General features: G+C 49.1%; 23 protein-coding genes and 1 pseudogene. 9 read left to right on the top strand and 15 right to left on the bottom strand.

Annotated elements, in window-relative coordinates:
- Window positions 1-36 precede the first annotated feature (36 nt).
- Together JET16_RS18245 and JET16_RS18240 are read right to left on the bottom strand one after the other, a co-directional pair.
- Entirely contained in the window at window positions 37-207 is a 171-nt protein-coding gene (locus tag JET16_RS18245) for a hypothetical protein (protein WP_199618229.1), read from the bottom strand.
- An 81-nt stretch (window positions 208-288) separates the two neighbouring features.
- The gene (locus JET16_RS18240) at window positions 289-603 is read right to left on the bottom strand and encodes an MGMT family protein (protein WP_199618227.1); all 315 of its coding nucleotides are present in this window, start codon (window positions 601-603) and stop codon (window positions 289-291) included.
- A gap of 91 nt (window positions 604-694) precedes the next feature.
- Here JET16_RS18240 and JET16_RS18235 point away from each other — a divergent pair, with 91 nt between their 5' ends.
- On the top strand, window positions 695-871 hold the full coding sequence (locus tag JET16_RS18235) for a hypothetical protein (RefSeq protein WP_199618225.1): 177 nt from the start codon (window positions 695-697) through the stop codon (window positions 869-871).
- Window positions 872-922: 51 nt separating this feature from the next.
- Here the strand turns inward: JET16_RS18235 and JET16_RS18230 are convergent, their stop codons facing one another.
- On the bottom strand, window positions 923-1,678 hold the full coding sequence (locus JET16_RS18230) for a class I SAM-dependent methyltransferase (RefSeq protein ID WP_199618223.1): 756 nt from the start codon (window positions 1,676-1,678) through the stop codon (window positions 923-925).
- Window positions 1,679-1,951: 273 nt separating this feature from the next.
- Here JET16_RS18230 and JET16_RS18225 point away from each other — a divergent pair, with 273 nt between their 5' ends.
- The 6 genes from JET16_RS18225 to JET16_RS18200 all read left to right on the top strand — a co-directional run bounded on the left by JET16_RS18225 (window position 1,952) and on the right by JET16_RS18200 (window position 10,471).
- Window positions 1,952-2,089 (top strand): hypothetical protein, encoded by a 138-nt coding sequence (locus tag JET16_RS18225; protein WP_199618221.1) that lies wholly within the window; start codon window positions 1,952-1,954, stop codon window positions 2,087-2,089.
- Between the two features lie 614 nt (window positions 2,090-2,703).
- Window positions 2,704-4,800: a helix-turn-helix domain-containing protein gene (locus JET16_RS18220; RefSeq protein ID WP_233531848.1), complete on the top strand. Its 2,097-nt coding sequence runs from the start codon at window positions 2,704-2,706 to the stop codon at window positions 4,798-4,800.
- Window positions 4,801-5,029: 229 nt separating this feature from the next.
- Entirely contained in the window at window positions 5,030-6,670 is a 1,641-nt protein-coding gene (locus JET16_RS18215; RefSeq protein ID WP_199618219.1) for an ABC transporter substrate-binding protein, read from the top strand.
- Between the two features lie 188 nt (window positions 6,671-6,858).
- Window positions 6,859-7,716: an ABC transporter permease gene (locus JET16_RS18210; protein ID WP_233531878.1), complete on the top strand. Its 858-nt coding sequence runs from the start codon at window positions 6,859-6,861 to the stop codon at window positions 7,714-7,716.
- A gap of 55 nt (window positions 7,717-7,771) precedes the next feature.
- On the top strand, window positions 7,772-8,635 hold the full coding sequence (locus tag JET16_RS18205; RefSeq protein WP_199618589.1) for a carbohydrate ABC transporter permease: 864 nt from the start codon (window positions 7,772-7,774) through the stop codon (window positions 8,633-8,635).
- Between the two features lie 369 nt (window positions 8,636-9,004).
- Complete coding sequence (locus tag JET16_RS18200) at window positions 9,005-10,471, top strand: stalk domain-containing protein (protein WP_199618217.1); 1,467 nt, start codon at window positions 9,005-9,007, stop codon at window positions 10,469-10,471.
- A gap of 51 nt (window positions 10,472-10,522) precedes the next feature.
- Here JET16_RS18200 and JET16_RS18195 read toward each other — a convergent pair whose 3' ends face one another.
- The 4 genes from JET16_RS18195 to JET16_RS18180 all read right to left on the bottom strand — a co-directional run bounded on the left by JET16_RS18195 (window position 10,523) and on the right by JET16_RS18180 (window position 13,954).
- A complete protein-coding gene (locus JET16_RS18195; protein ID WP_199618215.1) occupies window positions 10,523-11,836 on the bottom strand; it encodes a DUF5050 domain-containing protein in 1,314 nt (437 codons plus the stop codon).
- 15 nt (window positions 11,837-11,851) lie between these two features.
- Window positions 11,852-12,268, bottom strand: coding sequence for a stalk domain-containing protein (locus JET16_RS18190; protein ID WP_199618213.1), 417 nt, complete (start codon window positions 12,266-12,268; stop codon window positions 11,852-11,854).
- Window positions 12,269-12,369: 101 nt separating this feature from the next.
- Complete coding sequence (locus JET16_RS18185) at window positions 12,370-13,044, bottom strand: class I SAM-dependent methyltransferase (RefSeq protein WP_199618211.1); 675 nt, start codon at window positions 13,042-13,044, stop codon at window positions 12,370-12,372.
- Between the two features lie 145 nt (window positions 13,045-13,189).
- Window positions 13,190-13,954 carry an SDR family oxidoreductase gene (locus JET16_RS18180; protein ID WP_199618209.1) on the bottom strand — a complete coding sequence of 255 codons (765 nt, stop codon included), beginning with the start codon at window positions 13,952-13,954 and terminating at the stop codon, window positions 13,190-13,192.
- Between the two features lie 152 nt (window positions 13,955-14,106).
- On the opposite strand from JET16_RS18180, the gene JET16_RS18175 reads away from it, so the two are divergent.
- The gene (locus tag JET16_RS18175; RefSeq protein ID WP_199618207.1) at window positions 14,107-14,283 is read left to right on the top strand and encodes a hypothetical protein; all 177 of its coding nucleotides are present in this window, start codon (window positions 14,107-14,109) and stop codon (window positions 14,281-14,283) included.
- 32 nt (window positions 14,284-14,315) lie between these two features.
- Here the strand turns inward: JET16_RS18175 and JET16_RS18170 are convergent, their stop codons facing one another.
- The 4 genes and pseudogenes from JET16_RS18170 to JET16_RS18160 all read right to left on the bottom strand — a co-directional run.
- The gene (locus tag JET16_RS18170) at window positions 14,316-14,753 is read right to left on the bottom strand and encodes an MmcQ/YjbR family DNA-binding protein (RefSeq protein WP_233531847.1); all 438 of its coding nucleotides are present in this window, start codon (window positions 14,751-14,753) and stop codon (window positions 14,316-14,318) included.
- Window positions 14,725-15,030: an HAD family hydrolase gene (locus JET16_RS30210; protein ID WP_325176724.1), complete on the bottom strand. Its 306-nt coding sequence runs from the start codon at window positions 15,028-15,030 to the stop codon at window positions 14,725-14,727. Before JET16_RS30210 ends, JET16_RS18170 begins: the two co-directional genes overlap by 29 nt.
- Window positions 15,003-15,269, bottom strand: a complete 267-nt coding sequence (locus JET16_RS30205; protein ID WP_233531846.1) for a hypothetical protein — start codon at window positions 15,267-15,269, stop codon at window positions 15,003-15,005. Before JET16_RS30205 ends, JET16_RS30210 begins: the two co-directional genes overlap by 28 nt.
- 19 nt (window positions 15,270-15,288) lie before the next feature.
- A pseudogene (locus JET16_RS18160) lies at window positions 15,289-15,755 on the bottom strand (oligopeptide/dipeptide ABC transporter ATP-binding protein); the annotation flags it as partial.
- A gap of 95 nt (window positions 15,756-15,850) precedes the next feature.
- Between JET16_RS18160 and JET16_RS18155 the strand changes: the two are divergent.
- The gene (locus tag JET16_RS18155) at window positions 15,851-16,360 is read left to right on the top strand and encodes a helix-turn-helix domain-containing protein (protein WP_199618205.1); all 510 of its coding nucleotides are present in this window, start codon (window positions 15,851-15,853) and stop codon (window positions 16,358-16,360) included.
- A gap of 20 nt (window positions 16,361-16,380) precedes the next feature.
- On the opposite strand, the gene JET16_RS18150 is transcribed toward JET16_RS18155, so the two are convergent.
- The 4 genes from JET16_RS18150 to JET16_RS18135 form a co-directional block, all read right to left on the bottom strand.
- Window positions 16,381-17,157, bottom strand: coding sequence for an ABC transporter ATP-binding protein (locus JET16_RS18150; RefSeq protein ID WP_199618203.1), 777 nt, complete (start codon window positions 17,155-17,157; stop codon window positions 16,381-16,383).
- Entirely contained in the window at window positions 17,154-18,176 is a 1,023-nt protein-coding gene (locus tag JET16_RS18145) for a FecCD family ABC transporter permease (protein WP_233531845.1), read from the bottom strand. The genes JET16_RS18150 and JET16_RS18145 overlap by 4 nt, the downstream gene beginning before the upstream one ends.
- Before the next feature lie 136 nt (window positions 18,177-18,312).
- Window positions 18,313-19,281 carry an ABC transporter substrate-binding protein gene (locus JET16_RS18140; protein ID WP_199618201.1) on the bottom strand — a complete coding sequence of 323 codons (969 nt, stop codon included), beginning with the start codon at window positions 19,279-19,281 and terminating at the stop codon, window positions 18,313-18,315.
- A 34-nt stretch (window positions 19,282-19,315) separates the two neighbouring features.
- Entirely contained in the window at window positions 19,316-19,921 is a 606-nt protein-coding gene (locus tag JET16_RS18135) for a DJ-1/PfpI family protein (RefSeq protein ID WP_199618199.1), read from the bottom strand.
- Window positions 19,922-19,959 lie beyond the last annotated feature (38 nt).

Genomic DNA, 19,959 nt, shown 5'->3' with positions numbered 1-19,959 from the left:
GCAAAAAAAGGCCTGATTTCTCAAGCCTTTGTCCCGCTACACGCCGGTTCGTTTTTTTTGATTGTTCGGCTTCTTCGTAATTTGGCTTTTCATCTGTTGATTCGGGCTTGGCGCATGCTTCTGCTGCTTCTTAGCGGCCAATTGTTCTTCTTTCTTCTGCGCAAGCTTCTGTTTGACTGCCTCCGCAAGCGATATTTTCTTAGACATTCACCGGCAACCCCATTCGTAAGTCGTAAAGTATAATATCCCCAAATATAACGCAAGCAACAAAATTTTGTAAAGCCGCCGTCAGCTCCGGTCCGGAATGTACCGGCAGCTTTCCAAATCGACACGGCCGTTGCCGGCGAACGTGACGCCTTCACGCTGCAAGTACAGTTGTTGTACATAGCGCGATTCCTCGTCTTTTATTACGATTTCTCCCTTGGCGTTCACAACCCTGTGCCAAGGCAGCCCATATGCGGCGCTTAGCGAATGCAGAATTCGAACGACTTGCCGCGCCCCTCTCCGGCTTCCGGCTAGTTCCGCGATTTGCCCGTATGTCATGACCTGGCCTTCCGGAATGCTCTTAATGATCTCGACTACACGCTGTGTATAAGGCTGCATCTCTTTTCAGCACACCTGCCTGCATTTATTTTACTGCAATCCCCTTAAATATTAACTGTATTACGAATTATATAGAATGGTGGTGATAAGAATGAAATTTTCTACCAAAGCGAGATTCGATTATTTGGAGCAACTCGTAAATACGATAGACGACCAGAAGATAAAAAAAGATGTTCTATATATCATAGAATCCATTAAAACGGACATTGACGAAAATTACGCGGAAATTAGCAAGCCGGTTCGTCTGCATTACTCTGAAAGCGTTTAACTTGTATTGGACAGGCTGCCTCCCGGCGCTTTCCGGCCGGCAGCCTGCGGACTATTTGCGGGCAACGATCAGAAATCTGTGTTCGGTGCTTTGAATGCAACCTTGTTGTTCCACTTGTTCTTGCAAAAAGCACAGTTTGTCATAGCATCTGTCCACAGAAAAACCCGGAAACTCCCACTCAATTACTTTCGCGAAGTATACCAAAGCGCCTACATCGTAGAAGGTAAGAATTGGGAAAAATTCCTTCCCTTCTACAATCGTAAGACCGCTTCGGCTTATTTCCTCCATTGCCGAACCGAGTCCGAATGCCGCATCAATGATATTGGAATCGTTACCCAACAATAATTTCGACAGTTCCCTGTTATTTTGACCGCCTACTTGCTGCGTAACAAACATTCCCCCGGGCTTCAAAATTCTGAACACTTCTTGAGCGTCGAAAGCTTCGTGCCGGTTAATGATGAGATCGAAAAAATGATCCTCGAAAGGCAGCTCCCGATCATCATGCACTTGACGGACATCTATCCCGTAGTCGGGTAATGTTCGTTTGCATAGCTCGTAATTGGGAGCATAACCTTCCGTTGCGAATGTTTTCCCTTTCGGTGGATCGAGTGACAACAGGAACTCTCCTCCGCCGGTTCCCATATCAAGCATGTTCTTGCCGCTACCCATGTGCGTTAATACGATAGACCTGTAATCCCAAGGAAGTTGTTCTTCCGACGCGCGGCCTGCCAAATAAGAAAAATCCCAACCTTTGAACGTCTTTCTTTCCTCGGATATCCATAACGATTTCAATTGTTCACAATTCATTCTGAACTGTACCCCTCTCACATTTTGTAATAATTATCAATGTGATAGGTGCAGTTGACTGATCACTGATAACAAATATTCGTTTGCCCGGTACAATCTGTTACCAGATTATTTCAACTGCACCGGGCGGTTACCGAAGGTCATGATCATAGCAATCCCTCGCGCTTCCTTACTTGCAATAGTTTATATTATATATATTAGCCGGCATTCGCACGTTTTCCTTCTGCAAGTTGTTGTTGGAATGTACGCGATTTTCGGCTGCGGGCAACGGATGTGAACGCAGGTTGGACTACGCTGCGAGCAACGGATGTGAACGCTGCCGATGTGAAACAAGATGGGCGCGAAGCGGTGTACGCTTGTTTCATAGTGAAACACCGTGGTGCACGAATGAACCACGTTGTGCCGATGTGAAACAAGAAGCGTGCAGAACAGCCGCCTTGTTTCATAGTGAAACACCGTGGTGCACGAATGAACCGCGTTGTGCCGATGTGAAACAAGAAGCGTGCAGAACAGCCGCCTTGTTTCATAGTGAAACACCGTGGTGCACGAATGAACCGCGTTGTGCCGATGTGAAACAAGAAGCGTGCAGAACAGCCGCCTTGTTTCATAGTGAAACACCGTGGTGCACGAATGAACCGCGTTGTGCCGGTGTAAAACAAGATGGGCGCGAAGCGTGTACGCTTGTTTCACTATATGATAATATTGTGCGAAAAGTACGTAGTTCTCGACAAAGTGTATCCGCTTACATTACTTTATAATAAAAGAAATACTTCAAACGGAGTATTCGTCATAATAATTGTATCTTCTAATAATATAAGTGAGTTCCACATACTAACATTCCAGGCAGGTGAGCGTATTTGAAAAACAGATCTAACTTGTTAATTAGATTGTTAATATCTTATATGGCGGTACTCTTTTTACCAATAATAGTAATAATATTCTATTATTACCCGTATTCGACCGACATCGTTAAAGAAAAGGAAATGGATTGGAACGCGCATATCACCGAACAGGTTATGAATTCGATGGATATTTTTACGCGGTACGTGTATAATTTGCCGTCCGAGCTTGTGCGTAATCCGCAGATGAAACTTTACCTTGCAGGGGACGACGATTACGTAAGAGTCCTGATTGCCAACGAAATGCGGAAATACAATGCGACGGACGCTTTCATCGACAACACTTTATTCTATGTGAAAAGCACGGGCTACCTGTTTTCCAAGACGGGAAGCGCATACAGCGTGCAGGATTTCGAGACTCCCGGATTCGGATATTATTATCCCGACTGGCCGCAAAAGGAGATGTTCGAGCAATTGAACAATCTGACTGCCCCCACTGTCAGGGCGGCGGAGAACGTCATCGTGCCGGGAAACAACCGGGCACGGATGCTGACGTTTCTGCTGCCTCTTCCGCTCGGCGGCCCCAACTCCCCCGGCGCGGTATTGATTATGGTCAGGGAACATACGATTATCCGAATGATGAAGTCGGTTTCCGAGGCTTACAACGGGAATTTCTTTATTTTCGACGAACAAGGAAACCGGTTGGTCGCTTCGAATCAGACGGACTACAGCGATTCGCGCGATTTCAAGGACCTCGTCTCCCGCTTAGGCGGAAGCGAAAGCCGGTCCGGCTCGGGCATTTACCTGATTAACGGCGAATCCTTCATCGTCTCGTACGACGTTTCGGATATGAACGGCTGGAAATATGTCAGCTTGGTCCCTGTGACGGAGACGGTGCAGGATATCCGGTCGATTCAGCGTAACACCGTAATCATTCTCGTCGCGATTTTGCTGCTCGAGGTCGTCGTCATCTACGTATCCATCCGCAAAAATTATGATCCGATCAAACGGCTGGTCCATTTCGCCGCAAACATCTTTACGCCAAGCGAACCGAGACGAATGAACGAAATCGATACGATACGGTATGCGCTTGACCAGCTTTCCTCCGCCAACAGCAAGCTGGATGAGAAATTGAAAAGCACGTTTCCGGTCGTGCGGGATAATTTGTTGTTCGAGCTCGTGAGCGGCCGTTACCCTTCTTGGGAAGCGTTCGAAAGCGAAGCCGCCGCATACGGCTTGTCCTTCAAGCATCCTTATTTCGCGGTTGCGGTGCTTACATTCGACGCGGGAGAAGAAAGCTTCGGTTCCGTCGAGACCTATTGCCGGAGCATTGAAAACAGCCTGCCGGAAGGTCTTGAGGGATACTTCTGCAAGAGCATCTATACGCAAGAAATGGTTTTCATCTGCTGCCATTCGCGGGGTTTTCAGTTGAAGGCGTTCCTCGACCAACTTCAGCGGGAGTTGACGGATCGGACAAGCATTCGCACGCTTATCGGCGCCGGAACGCCGCAAAGTTCGCCCGAAGGGATTCACAGCTCATATTTGCAAGCATTGCGCGCGGCCGAGCATCTCCGCTTCCGGAAACAATATTCGGTGCTCTCATTCGACGAAATCAAGATTGAACAGGTCAGCTCTGTTTCTTACTTTGCCGAACTGATGCAATCGCTCGAGCTTTTCATATTGAAGAACGACGTCTCCTCCATCGAAGCGGTGATAGAACGCATTATCGATAACATTGGCAGCGAAGCGACGCCTCCGCATATGGTGAGAACGCTGTATTTGAACACGATCAGCTTGATTTTCAACGGACTGCAGCGCTTCCGCCGGGACGATCAAAGCTATCTGCAATTGACCGGCGTCGCTTTCCTCCAACGTTACACAATCAAGCAGATGGCAGATATTTTGCGGGAAAGCTGCGGCAAGTTGTGCGATTTCATTCGTGAAGCGCAGCCGGTGTCCCGAACCGCCTCTATGGAAGAGATCTTGGCTTTTATTGAAAAGAGAGGCATGGATCCCGACTTCTCACTTCAGCTCATTGCCGATCATTTCAATATGTCGCTGTCCAACTTCAGCCACTATTTCAAGAAAACGTTCGGCCAAAACTTCAAGGAATATGTGGACCGGCTTCGAATTCAGAAATCGATCCAACTTCTCCGGAGCACGGATGAACCGCTGGAATTCATTTCTCAAAAGGTAGGCTATTCCAATACATCGAGTTTCATTCGCTCTTTCAAAAAAATTGTAGGCACAACGCCCGGCCAATACCGCGAATCGAATAAGTGAGGCGGCGATGCGCATTTTTTGAACAATATGCAATTTTCTAATGCTTAGGAAACTCCACTTCCGCAATCGCATTCAGGGCTTGCTATTAAAGCGTTTTCAAAAAATGACTACCTTCCAAAAAATGTCCGTATACGACGCTTTGATCGAAGGATTACATTTAAGGTGCCGGGTGAAAGCGCTTGCGTAAAAGGCGCAACCGGCAATCCACTAATTATATGGGGGTAGTGCAATGCGAAAGAAGTTAGCGCTTTTCCTGTCGCTGGTCTTGGTTACTACAGCAGTGTTGACAGGCTGCAGCGGTTCAGGCTCCGCACCCGGGGACAACGGCGGAACAAGCGATTCATCAGGAAATGCCGGCAACGACAATGGCGGCGCCAAAGTAAAATTAACCGCCATCATGGTAAAACACCCGTTAACGAAACCGCTTGCAGAGATGGAATGGCTGCAAAAAGCGGAAGATGCCGCAGGAGTGGACATCGAGTGGCAGGAAATCACGGCCGACTGGGGACAGAAGAAAGGCACATTGCTTGCGAGCGGCGACGTTCCGGATTTGTTCGTCGGCGGAAATGTCATCACCGACGCCGATTTCGCGCAATTCCAAGGTTTGTTTCAAGATTTGTCGGAATTGGTCCCTCAGCACGCTCCAAATGTACAAATGATGTTCGAAGAAAAACCGGAAACTAAAATCATTGCGACTCAAGCGGACGGAAAAATTTACGGATTGCCGAAATACCAAAGATTTTGGCCGGCATCCGCGACAAGACAATACATTAATCAGAAGTGGCTGGACAACCTCGGGTTGCAAATGCCGACGACATGGGACGAATTGTATGACGTTCTAGTCGCGTTCAAAGAGAAGGACGCGAACGGCAACGGCGACCCGAGCGACGAAATCCCAATGGACTGGCCGGGCGGCATCGGCGGATATTTCAACCCCGCCGTACTGTTGGGCAGCATGGGCATTACGCTAACCGACGGAAGCGGCCAAGGCTATTTCGTGGAAGACGGCCAAGTGAAAAATTTTCTCACGGACGACCGTTTCAAAACTTTGGTGGCATTTTTGAACAAGCTCTATAAAGCCGGGTTGATCAACCCTGAAGTATTCACCCACGATTACACGAAGTACCAGTCCGTCGCCCGCGGTTCGGGGGATACGGCGAAGGTCGGCTTCACTTGGGGATGGGTAGCTTCGGACCGGGTGGGACCTCAGCTCGCTCCGCAGTATGCATCGATGTCTCCGTTAAAGGTGACGCCCGATTATACCGGCAAAATATCGTGGAGCTACGACTACAACTCATTGAACTACGGCGTCAATCATATCGTCATGTCGGCTAAGACGAAGAACAAAGAAGCGGCCATGAAATTCATCAACGAGTTGTATAACCCTACAGTGAGCATGCAGGTGCTGTTCGGCTCGATCGGCCCGAACATCAAGGATAACGGTGACGGGACTTACAGCGTGCTGCCGCCGGAAGATCCGAAGATGGATCCCGGAACGTGGAAGTGGACGTCGACGATGGCCGATGCCGGTCCGATGTATATTTCCGATTCGCTTCAGTTGACCCTCGGCACGGATATGCAGGAAGTTCTCGAACAGTCCGAGCCGATGAAGAACGCACTAAGCGTGGATGTGAACAAAGATGTATTCCCCGGCATGTTCATTAAATATTCTACTCCGGACAACAACACGTTAAGCTTGAACAACACGAACCTGGACAATTTGGCAAAAACCAAGTTCGCGCAATGGGTGACCAAAGGCGGTATCGAAGCCGAGTGGGATGCCTTTGTCAAAGAATGCGAAAAAGCCGGTCTGAAGCAAAACTTGGAGATCATGCAAAAATACTACGATGAGTACATGAGCAAGATGTAAGAGAAGAATATCCTGACGGCGGATGCTATACCGCGCACGGAACTGCGGTATGGCATCCGCTTACCTTGAGGGGTGAATTCGCTATGAGCTCTCAGATGAGAACTGCCGCCGATCATCCGGCCGCGGTCCGGACGGCAAGCCATCCGACGGTTTTCAATACGTTTAAGCGCGACTACCAATTGTGGATCATGATAGTGCCGGCCATACTTATCATTTTCATTTTTAACTATGTGCCGATGTACGGCATCCAATTGGCTTTCCGCGACTATGATTTCAGCAAAGGGCTTACCGGCGGAGAATGGCGCGGATTGTATTACTTCGAACAGTTTATCAACAGCTATATGTTTACCGATTTGATGAGGAATACGTTTTTCATCAGCTTGGCGTCAATCGTATTGGGGTTTCCCGCGCCCATCATTTTGGCGTTGATCATCAATCAGCTCAGAAACAAACATGTGAAACAAACAATGCAAACCACGGTATATATGCCCCACTTCATATCGACCATCGTGCTCGTGGGGATGCTCAACGTCCTGCTGTCGCCGGAAACGGGCATTGTCGGGCACTTCATGAAATCGGCCGGAATGGGCGATATCAATTTGCTCGCGTCCACAAATACCTTTATACCGGTATATGTGCTGTCGGACATATGGCAGCACTGCGGATGGAACAGCATTATTTATTTGGCGGCGTTGTCGAATGTCGATCCGCAGCTGTACGATTCGGCGAAGATGGACGGCGCCAGCAGATGGCAAATGATTCGGTATGTGGACTTACCCGCTATCGTTCCGACGATGATTATTCTGTTTATTTTCAGCATGGGGGGCATATTGAGCACCGGGTTCGAAAAAGTGTTCCTGATGCAAAATTCGTTGAATATCCCCGTTTCGGAGGTCATAGCAACCTATGTATACAAGATAGGCATCGTATCCAATCAATTCAGCTATTCCGCCGCGATCGGACTGTTTAATACGGTCATCAACTTTATTTTCTTGGTTGCGGTCAATGCCATCGCCAAAAGATATTCGAACATGAGCCTATGGTAATTTGCTGCCGGAGGAGGGGTTGTAAGTGGGATTGAAAAACAAATCAGGCGGTGAAATGTTATTTAGCATTGTGCTGTTTGTCTTATGCACGTTTATATTTTTAATCATTGCTTATCCGCTGTATTTTATCGTCATCGCATCCGTCAGCGACTCCACCCTCGTGTCAACCGGCCAAGTCCTGATTTGGCCGAAAGGAGTCAGCTTGTTCGGATACAACGAAATACTCCAAGACTCCAGAGTTTGGACCGGGTACAAGAACACGATTATATACACGGTGCTGGGAACTTTCGTCAATTTGCTGTTCACTTTGCCGGCTGCCTATGTGTTGTCCCGGCGGGAATTTCGCGCCAGACGGTTTTTGATGCTCATATTTGTCATCACCATGTTCTTTAACGGCGGTTTGATTCCGACTTATTTGCTGATCAAAGGGCTGCACCTGACGAATACGATGTGGGTATTTATTTTCCCGTTCGCTGTCAACGTGTTCTATTTGATTATTGCGCGAACGTTTTTTGAAACCTCTTTGCCGTCGGAGTTATATGAGGCCGCCGCGATCGACGGCTGTTCGCATTTCAAATTTTTCTCGATGATCGCTTTGCCCTTGTCGAAGGCGCTAATATCCGTGATCGGACTCTATTATATGGTAGGCCATTGGAACGATTTCTTCACGGCGTTGATTTATATAAGAAGCAATGAACTGCAGCCGCTGCAAATCATTTTAAGGGATATCCTGCTGTCGAATCAGGTATTTGAAAGCGGCGCAGGCGTGGGCGGAGATGCCGGGGGCTATGCGCAAAGGTATGCCGATCAAATCAAGTTCGGCGTTATCATCGTGTCCACGCTGCCGATCTTGGTGCTGTATCCGTTCATCCAAAAATATTTTGAGAAAGGCGTACTGATCGGGTCCATTAAAGGTTGAGGTTGCGATATTCCATCATCAAGATTGCTGTATTAAAATGCTTATGGTAAAGTAATAATAACAACAGGAGCCGGCGGCCACCGGCTCCCTATGCAACTACTTGGCGGGAAACCTCCGAGTAAAACCCGTGAGTGACCCCTTTAGCCTAGCAGCGGTGGGGTCACTTTCTGTTATCCAGGTATGTTAACAACGCAATCAAAAACGTACCAGCAATTCTATTCCCACCACAGCGAGCTGCACAAATGTATTATACCAAGACTGTCCATCTTTGGGCAGCTTTTCATTTTGCAAAGATTTTAATTGAAACTTTATTCCGCTGGGCTGCGTTTATCTTCATGAGCCGAATTATTGAAAGGAGAACGCATTTCAGTGAAAAAATGGACCGCCATCCTCAGCCTTGTTACTTGTTTAACAGTATCATCATTGGCCGCACCCGCTTCGGAAGCCGCGGCGTCTTCCGGCATCCGATCGTTCGAACCGGACTCCTTGATTAAAACCGACGGTTCCTTATGGGTGTGGGGCAACGATCAATCGGTGCCGACGCAAATTGTCGGGCTGACCGACGTGGAAAAATCGTTTGAGCACGGGTTCGTTATGAAGCAAGACAATTCCGTATGGCATTGGGAAAGAAGCGCTTCCTCCCCGTCTGACGTACATATTCGCCGAGTGGAAGCTCTGAATGACCTCGTTTCCGTCCATTACAACTGGAGGGGACTGTTGGCTTTGGATGCCGAAGGAAGAGTATTTGTTGTTCCGATCACCGAAGGAAAGCTGAAGCTGGACGAAATCGCCCCTCTTGCGGGCATCGACAATGTGGCGGACATAAGCAGCTATTATGAAATGGCGACTTACGAAACGCGATGGATATTTCTGAAGAAAGACGGGACGGTGTGGAGAGATAAAGAAGCTTTAAGCTCGTTTGAACGGATTGAATCCTTAGAGAACATGATCGATGTTGAACTGAATATCGCGCTCAAAGAGGACGGGACGGTTTGGTCATGGACGGATGAAGCCGTCGAACGTTTATCTGCCGCTAGAATCGACGAGATATCCGGCATCCGGGCGATCAAAGCAGACAGATACACGAGACTTGCCATCGATAATCAAAACCGAATCTGGTTCTGGGGTTACACCGTTACCGGTTGGTCCGACGGAACAACGCGCCATAAACAGTCTGCTCCCGTATTATTCACCACCGTCAAAGACGTGCGGGATGCCTATGTCGTCGAACGTTCAGTGATCGCATTGACCGGCGACGGGAAAGTGCATGAAGCCTCCATTGACCGGGAAACGATGCCCGACAACCCAACCTTTACCGTACTTGCTTCGGATGTAAGCCGAATCAAGACGAGTACGCGCCACTTCATCATGCAAAAAACCGACGGAACGTTGTGGGGATGGGGCTACAACAAATTCGCCAATTTGGGCTACGGAGATTACGAGATTCAACATTTCAATCCCGTTCCGATGCAAAAGCCTATATCGGTTCATCTAAACGGCGAACCGGTCTCTCTTAACACCGGCGTTATCATTAGAAACGGCCAAGCGTTCATCCCGCTTCGTTCCGTGTTTGAGAAGATGGGCGCCAAGCTGACGTGGGACGCGACGAACAAAATCGTCACCATTCACCAAACCGAGCCGGGCAAACCGCCGGTAACGATCCGTATCAACTACACAACCAAAGAAGCTTATCTGAATGAGAAACCGGTAACGCTCCAAAACGATCCTTTTATCATCGTCAGCACCTCGTACTTACCGCTGCGGTTCATCAGCGAATCCCTCGGCGCGAAGGTCGATTGGTCTCAGGACGAAGGCAAAATTTCTATTTCGATGTGAGCGACGGGTATTTTGCATGACAAGAAAGCGGTGGATCGCTCCACCGCTTTTCTACTTCCCTGAGTATATTCCCTCTTTATAAGCCAGTGTATAAACGATCCCCGCATCGGCTAATAAAACTTTATCTACATTATCCGTAACCAAGGGAATAACGCGACCGTCCGCTCGAATCTTAAACAGTCCCGGTTCATACCCGTCAGATACAAAATAAACTCCGTCTTTCCCCACATAATACGAACTCATCGGCTTGTCGCTCAATTTGACTTCCAGCTTATTGGCAATATTATATCGATACAGCACTCCTATATTGGAAACATTTTTGTTTGCATTCGAGGTGTAGTAGATATTACCATTATAGAATTTGGCATGCGGCACATTTCTTTCTACTACGACCCGATCGTTGCCTCCGTTCAAATCAACTCTTTTCAAGTAGCCCGTGCTTGTTTCTATATAATATATTTGATTATTCTCCATCCAGAAATCTTTGGCCGGAGAAGTCAGCTTGACCTGCGTCCGATCCGCAAGATTGATTTTGTACACGGAGCTTTCATCCTTAGGATCGGTTTCTTTATATGCTAAAGTATAAAGGTAGCCGTCTTTGACATACATTCCTCCGTTGCTCCAATAACTGATGCCGCCCCCTTCCTCGATAGTGCGATTAATACCGTAAGCAAAGCCTTCCTCTCCGAAATACTGCTTTTCTCCAGTCTTTGTGTCCACCCGGTATAAATTGTTTTCCGGACCGCCGTTTATCGAAAAATCGGTAAAGTAGATGTACTTGCCTGCTTTCACAAAATTGATCAGGTCTTTTGTTGACAGTACTTCCTTTGGGGTGCCATTTTCAATCTTATACAGTACTGCATGCCCTAATGTTAATTCCCCGTTGTGCAGGCTAACGTACAATTCATTATCTGTAAACCGAACATCTTCCAACCAACGGTGGCCGCCGTCAAGCGTACAGATTTTCTTGGAAATATTCTTAACAAAGTCGAACGCATAAAGTTCAAGTACACCGTTAACCTCCGAAGTATAATACAGCTCATCTCCAATGACCTTTGCAGAGAAAAAATTGGGCTTCCCCGGCACTTGCACTTTAACTACTTTTTGCCCGTCTGCTTTCCTAAATAGTTCCCCTGTCGCTTCATTATAGAAATAGATCGTGTTTCCGTATTTCGTTATAGGGATTGCCGCTTTCGTGTATTCAATCCGCTTCCGTTTGTCGGTAAGTTCCATCTTGATCTTATCCTTAATTGCCAATGTCTGCGGATGCTGCAAATCTACTGACTCGTCTCCAATCAGAATCAATCCGTCCAACCAGTCGATTTTTTTGTCCAGCGCAATAGCCGCACTCCTCAGCGGCAGCACGATCCGGCCGTTGATTTATTGCGGCGGCACATCCAATGCAACGGGCTGCTTATTAACCAACATTGTTTTGCTGTTTACCGTAAACTTGACGGTCTTCTGTAATGCATAGTTCGTTAGGAGAATATCATCCGGATGTTTCTGATCCCAATGCACATCCCAGCTGCTGCTATAATTGCCGGCTTGAGTTGCGAGATAACCCATAAACCGGATCGGGACCAAGACGCGTCCGTTTCTTTCAACCGCTTCAAACTGTTGGTAAACTTCGGACTTTTGCCCGTTTACGAACGCTTTGCCCTGGAAATCGTACGGAATGATCACCATTCTGTCGAAAACCTCGCTCAACGTCTTTTTGCTCTCTTCGTCCGCATAAGTTGGTGGAGCCCCGCAAACGAAAAGTATACCCGATAACAACATCGTTAAGAGCTTTCTCATGATAAAGGTCTCCTTGTCTCCTGCAACTTCAAAATGGTTTACAGAAAATAAGACGATCGCTGCCCCTAAATAGTTTCGTATGTGTCAGAAACTAGACCGTCTTATATTTTTCGGCCGATCGCCCCGAAATGCATCGGAACCGATTCGAAGGCGGTTTCCGATCCGGGTTCGAAAGTGCGCAGCAGAGCGAATCCCGTTTTCATAAAATTATTGATGTAATAAGACACGGGGCGATGATATGATCCGGCAATAGACCGTAATGTCCCATTCCCTTTCGATTTCCAATATTGCGGAGCGTATTGATATACCTTTCGGGAACCGTCATCCTCAGGGTGGCTGAACGGAGATTGGAAACAAGGATGCATTACCAACCAAATCATAATGGCATTATGCTTGAGTACTCGATAGCTTTGCTTGAAAACCGATTCGTAATCCGGAACATCCATCAGCATCAAGCTTGAAACTGCTATATCGAAAGTTTCATCTTGGATTTTACCGAGCGTCATTGCATCATCTTCCATCCACTCGACCTGATCCGTAACATTACGGGCATGACTCAATAATATGGCGCTCGAATCGACGCCGGTGACAATACCTCCCAAGTTACACAACCGAAATGCCAACTCACCCGGTCCGCAGCCGATGTCGCAAATCCTTTTCCCATTGAGTCCAGTTTCGCAAGAAAGCTCCTTAATAATCGCTTCGTAAGCTTTTCTGGGGCCGCCTTTTCTAACCATCTCCAAATAAAGACCGGCAACCGTATCAAACTCGGCCATACACGCACCCTCCGATACAGGGAATATTTACCTTCAGTATACACTCCACAATTGATGCCGAGAAATACTTTATATCGACTAAATCGTTCTAATAATGAGATCGATAGGCAGCAAAAAGGCCACCGGTTGGGTGGCCATATGCGATCTACAAATGTGTTCCGCCGCTCGCATCGATCAATTGCCCGGTGATCCACCGGCTGTCGGGAGAAGCAAGGAACGCTGCGATATCCGCTATATCTTCGGTTTGCGCCCATCTGCCGAATACGGACAGACCGGCTGCGAACTTCCGTCCATCCGGGTCTTGCAATACTCCGGCGTTCATTTCCGTTTCGGTCATTCCCGGCAAAATCGCATTGATGGTAATATTCCGAGCCCCAAGCTGCTTGGCTAAGGTGGTTGTTAACGTGTTGATTGCGCCTTTGGTCATGCTGTAACCGAGAAGGTTCGGAAAAGCAACCTGTGTGACTTTTGATGAAATATTAATGATACGGCCGTCGTCTCTCAGCCGGGGCAAAGCATGCTGAATTAGGAACAGCGGAGCTTTGACATTGATGGACATCACTTCATCGAAGGATTGTTCCGTCATTTCGTCAATGGTTGCGAATTGTCCGATTCCCGCATTGTTGATAAGAATGTCGAAGCCGGAGCCGCCTGTGCGATCCTGCAGCGCCGAATCAAACTCTTTGTACAGCTCGTGAACGCCGCTTAATGAACTGAATTCCGCACCGATCGCAAAAGCGGACCCGCCATTATTTTGTATTTCGCGAACGACTCCCTCCGCATCACCATATCTCTTGCCGTAATGAACGGCGACGAACGCGCCGTCTTGTGCCAGACGCAGCGCAATAGCACGCCCGATCCCACGGCTTGCTCCCGTTACTAATGCAATCTTTCCTCTCAACTTGCTCATTCTCTCATCTCCTCATGTTTTTGTTGCATCTCTGTTATATCACAAGGAGGATTTCGCAATGTTGCTCTGTAATTGCCGGAATAAACTCGGGTGGAGCTGGACATTTTATAGTAGGTGCATCACCATATTTTCCTAACTGGAGGGATCGAAGCATGGAAAACAGAACGCGCGCAGGCAACTATACCGGAACGACCAATATGGAAGCGGAAAACCAAGACATGGCTTTCGTGAACGATACATTGGAAAACGCACAAAATACGCAGCCGATCAACATCCAGAAGGATGACCTCAACGAAGGCGCGGAGGACGAACGTCAATTGGAGCAATAACTTGCCCGGGAATGAGGCGGGCCGCCGGTAATTTATTTGCCGGCAGCCCCATTTGTTTTGCGTGGAGAGGCAATGGAGTCCATTCCAAGCTCTTCTCTTTTTGATTTCGGTAAGCTTCTAGCAACCAAATCATAGGAATGATCGATCATCCATAGCAGTTGCTCGTTTGGAATCGTATCTTCCGCCGTTACCGTGTTCCAGTGCATTTTGTTCAGATGGTATCCCGGTTTAACCGATGAAAACTCCTGTCTTAGCAGATAGGCGGTTTCAGGGTCGCATTTTAAGGAAATGTGCGTCACATCGTTATTGCCGGCAATAATCGCGAACATTTTCGATGCAACTTTAATAACTAACGGTTCCGGGCCGAAAGGATGATCCGCCCAGGCTCCTCTTTTACTTAAGCAGTATTGAACGATGTCTTCTTGTTTCATAATTGTGCTTTTATTTCCTCCCGGCAGTAAGCTTTTCATTCAAAGACTCCGCCAAATCAAGCAGCTCGAGCGGTTCGCTGATGGTGTATGCCGGCATCTCGCTTTCGTCGGCCGGCGTTTTCGGATATCGCGGCGTCCAGTCCAGATGGACGCTTATGATCCCAAGCAGGTTGGCGCCTTTGATGTCGCGGCTCAAATTGTTGCCGACCATTATAATCCGGCCGTAATCCTGCTCGCTTAGATCAAGGGCGCCTGCGGCCGCCTTGAACATACGCGGATCCGGTTTCCTCACGCGGATGTGCTCCGACACGATGATTGCATCGAAGCAATCATAGATACCGTGTTGTATGAACTGTTTTTGAACGATTGCGCTTCTCCGTCCGCAACGAGAACGAGCGTATATCCACGTTCGGAAAGTGTCTTCACCATTACATCCGCACCGGGAATGACATCCGCGCGTATGACGATGCCATCGTCTTCCCTCACTTCGGTTGCTTCATCAATGATGGTGTCGCCGGAATCGAGAAAGATGATCAGTTCATTCTTTTGCTTCAATTTCATCACACCTTTCGAACTAACTGCAAATGCCTCGAAGCCGAAGCTCTTCCGCATAGTGGCAAGCTGCCAAACGATCCGGACCGACCGGCTTCAACTCCGGCATCTGTTGCACGCATATATCGGTTTTGTACGGGCAGCGCGTATGGAAATGGCAGCCTGACGGCGGATTCGCCGGACTTGGCACTTCCCCCTGAAGAATAATGCGTTCCTTCTTAACGGAAGGATCCGCCACCGGTACGGCGGATAGTAATGCTTCGGTATAAGGATGCTTAGGTCCTGCAAACAGGTCTTCCGTGCCGCAAGCTCAACGACTCTGCCCAAATACATGACGGCTACCCGGTCGGAAATATGCTCCACAACGGAGAGATTATGAGAAATGAACACATAAGTAATTCGAAACTCGTCCTGTAAATCCTGCAGCAGATTAATGATTTGAGCTTGAATCGAAACGTCAAGCGCGGATACGGCTTCGTCGCAAACGAGGGTGGGGAGCCGAGTCGGAATGGAAGGAAGCCGAGACATGCATTCGCCAGCTTCGTCTTATTCCGCTTCGCCCTGAAACAGACCGTTTCCGGGCGATGAAGTGCTTCCTGACGGCTTATCGGGCATGGTACGAAGGCCAGCCGGGCTTGTTCACCATTATCAAGCAAGCGGTTATCAACATTCTGCTGCGCATGACCCGGGCTTATTTTCCCGAGCCGCAGCAGCAGCTGCTGCCTTCGCGCAATATAAATCGTTACAGGTACAAACTGGCCGAACAATTCATTAAGGATAATTATCAGGAGCCGCTCACGCTGGAAGCCGTCGCGGAGCGCCTGCACATCAGCCCTAGGCAAATGCAGCGGATATTCAAGTCGTTGTCCGGAACAACGTTCTCCAAATATCTGGAGCATATCCGCTTATCGCACATCTGCAAGGAGCTTGAAGAGACCGGTAGGCAGGGGAGTCCGGCCACGATTGACCGCCTTGCGTTGCTTCACGGATTCACCAGCGCCAATTATTTGCATCGCGTATTTAAGCGTATGTACGGAATAACGCCGAAGCAGTATCAAGAACGCCACAGACGCCAAACGATGCAAACATCTTAGCTTCGCGGTTTCGCGCAACGCTAAAGCAAACTCATCGTTCGTATAAACGGGCGTCCGCTGTCTTCGATTAATTCTATGCTTGCTCTAACCTTAAACACATCCAACAAAATTTCTTCACAAATAATATCCTCCGGACAGCCGTGAGCAATTACGGAACCTTGTTTCATTACCGTAATCCGGTCGGAATAATGAGCTGCTTGGTTCAAATCGTGGAGCACCATGATTACGGTCATATTTTGCTTTCGATTCAGCTGTGTTATAAGTTCCATGATCTCAAGCTGATGACAAATATCGAGGTACGTTGTCGGTTCGTCCAACAGCAGCACTTTCGGCTGTTGGGCGATCGCCATGGCGATCCGCGCCCGCTGCCGCTCACCGCCGGACAACTGTTGAACGCTTCTATCGGCGTACGAGCTCATGCCCGTCAACTCCAACGCCCGCTCGACAACTTCTTTGTCTTCCTCGTCCATCTTCTGCATCCAACCTTTATGCGGAAACCGGCCGTAAGACACCAAATCATAAACGCGTATATCTGCAGAGCTTTCCTGCGCCTGCGGCAGCATGGCAAGTTGCCGGGCAAACAGCTTTGTCCGCCACTGCTTGACCTCTTTGCCGTCCACGTATACCGCACCGCTTTCCCCCTGCAATTGCCGTGACAACGTCTTCAGAAGCGTGCTTTTCCCGCATCCGTTCGGGCCGAGTATGCTGTGGACGAGCCCGGGTTCAAAATTTACGTTCACATCGTCCAGCACAGACCGGCCCCGATAATTAACCTTTAACCGCTCCGCTTGAATCATTCCGCCATCCCTCTCTTTCGTAATAAATACAGAAAGAAAGGAGCGCCGAGAGCGCCGGTGATGATGCCGACAGGCAGCTCAACGGGAGCAAACATGATCCGGGACAGCGTATCGAATATCGTCAATGCGGAGACGCCAAGCAAGGCGGTTGCGGGCAGCAGGACCCGGTAATCGTCGCCGATCAGCAGACGTGCCGCATGAGGGACGATCATCCCTACGAATCCGAGCAACCCGACCGTGCTGACCGCGCTTGCGGACAGCAGCGCCGCTGCGGCCGTCACCAACATTCTTGTCCGTTCCACGTGCAATCCGAGACCTTTCGCCTCTCCGTCTCCCAGCGTTAAAATATTCATCCGGTGCGCGCAAATCAAAGCAAACACCGTACCGATTACCGTATAGGGGAGAAGCAGCTGCAAGTGAGGCCAGCTCTTCGCGGACAAGCCTCCAACCAGAAACAGCAGCGCCCCGTCCACCCGGTCGCTATAGAAAGTAAGCAATGCCGATATGCCCGAACCGAAGAAAGCCGAAACGGCCACTCCTGCCAAGATGAGCCTGCCGGGACGGACCCCGTTATGCCAAGAGAGCGCGTAGATCAATACGGCAGCGCCGAGCGCGCCGATAAACGCTGCGGGAGTCATCAAATAGCCGTACGCCGGAAACAAAACCAAGACGGTAATGCCGAATAGTCCCGCTCCCGATGAGACCCCGATAATATGCGGATCCGCCATCGAATTGCGCATGACTCCTTGAAGCAATGCCCCTGCCAACGGCAAATTAATGCCCACCAATGCCGCAACCAACGTCCGCGGGAACCGAACGTTCCAAATAATATCCCGAACCGCCCCTTCAACATTACCCGCAAATACGTTGACGATCTCCATAACGCCGACCTTGACCGCCCCGCTGACCAGACTGAAGACGACCCCCGCAATTGCGAGGAAAATCATGACCGCAAAGACAGCAGCGCGCCAAGCCGCGGTTTTCCGAAAATCGGCGGACGACTTACTAACCATATACATCGGGATACACCACTTTAGCCATGTATTCGAACAAACGGTCGATACGGAGACCGGGCGAACCGCAGCTCGTCATCCGACAAGAGGCCGGTCATAATCAGAGTTATTTTGGTCATTCGCTTCCCCGCTCCCACATCGCTTACTTGCCAAAAACTCCGGGATAGGCTATTTTAGCGACATTTTTAAAATCGGCATCAATATGTAATCCGGGCGCATTCTCAATCGTTGACGGCAAGAAATGCAATTTGTCGTCCATCACGGCTCTCAGCGAAGACCATGCAGGATTGCTTTCCATATCCTCTTTCAGCTTTTTCCTTCCAAGCTCCTCCGTACCGTGCACCATCATGAACATGTATTCCGGATCCGCGATTATCAATTTCTCCAGGCTGAACGGAACATAATCCGGCAGCTCTCCTCCGGTCATTCCTGCGGCCGCGTTTTTGAGTTTCAGCCTCCTGGCGATATCTGTCGTCATGCTTCCGTCTTTTTGGATGTAAACCCCCATGGGCATTATCGTTACTTGGGCAAATGCCGGTCCGTCCTCCGGCAGCTTGCCGACGATCGATTGAATCCTTTCATCCATTTCTTTCAATGCCGTTTCGGTCTGCGACTCATTTCCGATAATTTGTCCGAACAGCTTTCCCGCATGTTGAAGATCCTCATAGCTAATGATTTTCACAAGAGCAAACGGTACGCCGCTCGACACAAACGAATCCTCCAGCCCTGCGTTAAAGAAATATTGCCCGATGACGAGATCGGGTTTCAGGCTCGTAATCAGCTCCATGCTGACATTGTCGACATGACCGACATCGAGCGCAGCCTTCGCCTCCTCCGGAATCGGTGCTCCCGGCGTGCTGGCGAATCCGACGACGCTCCCGCCAAGCTGGTAGAACAAGTTTAGCGCCTCCGGAGCCAAGATCACGATTCGTTCCGGTTTGTTCGGTAAAATGACCTCTTGCCCGGAATCGTCCGTGAAAACCAGATAAGGTGAGGAGCCGGCGCTTGTTTCCTCCACCGCAGCGGGCGTAGAATCGGTCCCGCACCCTGCCAAGATCATTACGGCAAACAGTATGCCGACCAACCATAAGGACGACGAACTTTTTTTCAAAATAATCCCCGCTTTCCCGAATCCTGACCGCCGTTTACCGATCAAAGCTTATATCGAATTCCATGAACCGCGCGGTATCCTCCGCAACCTTCGTACCAAGCAATCTGCGAACCATATGGAAAGCCATATGGATGCCGGCGGAGATGCCTCCCGAAGTGATCAAGCGCTCCTCATCCACAAATTTGACCCCTTCCACTACAGAAATCTCAGGAAAATTGGTTCTCATCCACTCGATAGAGGCATGATGGGTAGTCGCTTTCTTCCCGTCAAGCAAGCCCGCCTTTGCCAGCAGCAAAGCTCCCGTACATACGGAAGTAATCCATTGCACATCGTCGCGGCTCTTGAGGATCCAATCTAGCAACTCGGCATTCTCGAGCTCGCGCCTTATTCCAAGCCCACCCGGTATGACGAGCAAATCGTAAAGCGGCGCCGTTTCCAAACTGTAGTCCGGCGTCACTTTTAACCCGTTTCTCGCTGTAACCGGATTTCCCGTTTCCGAAAATGTCGTCACCTCGAACGGTTTGCGTTCATCCGCCTGGCCGCGATTCAGCGCCGTGACGGCAAATACTTCAAAAGGACCGGCAAAATCCAACACTTCCACATCGTCAAACAGCAAAATACCGACTCTCCACCGCTGCATCTTTCATCCTCCTGTCTACCGGATATTGTTACATCGTG

The organism is Paenibacillus alkalitolerans, assembly GCF_016482785.1.
Classification (GTDB): Bacteria; Bacillota; Bacilli; order Paenibacillales; family YIM-B00363; genus Paenibacillus_AE; species Paenibacillus_AE alkalitolerans.
Note: the sequence above shows the minus strand (reverse complement) of the source record. Positions and strands in the feature narration are given on the sequence as shown.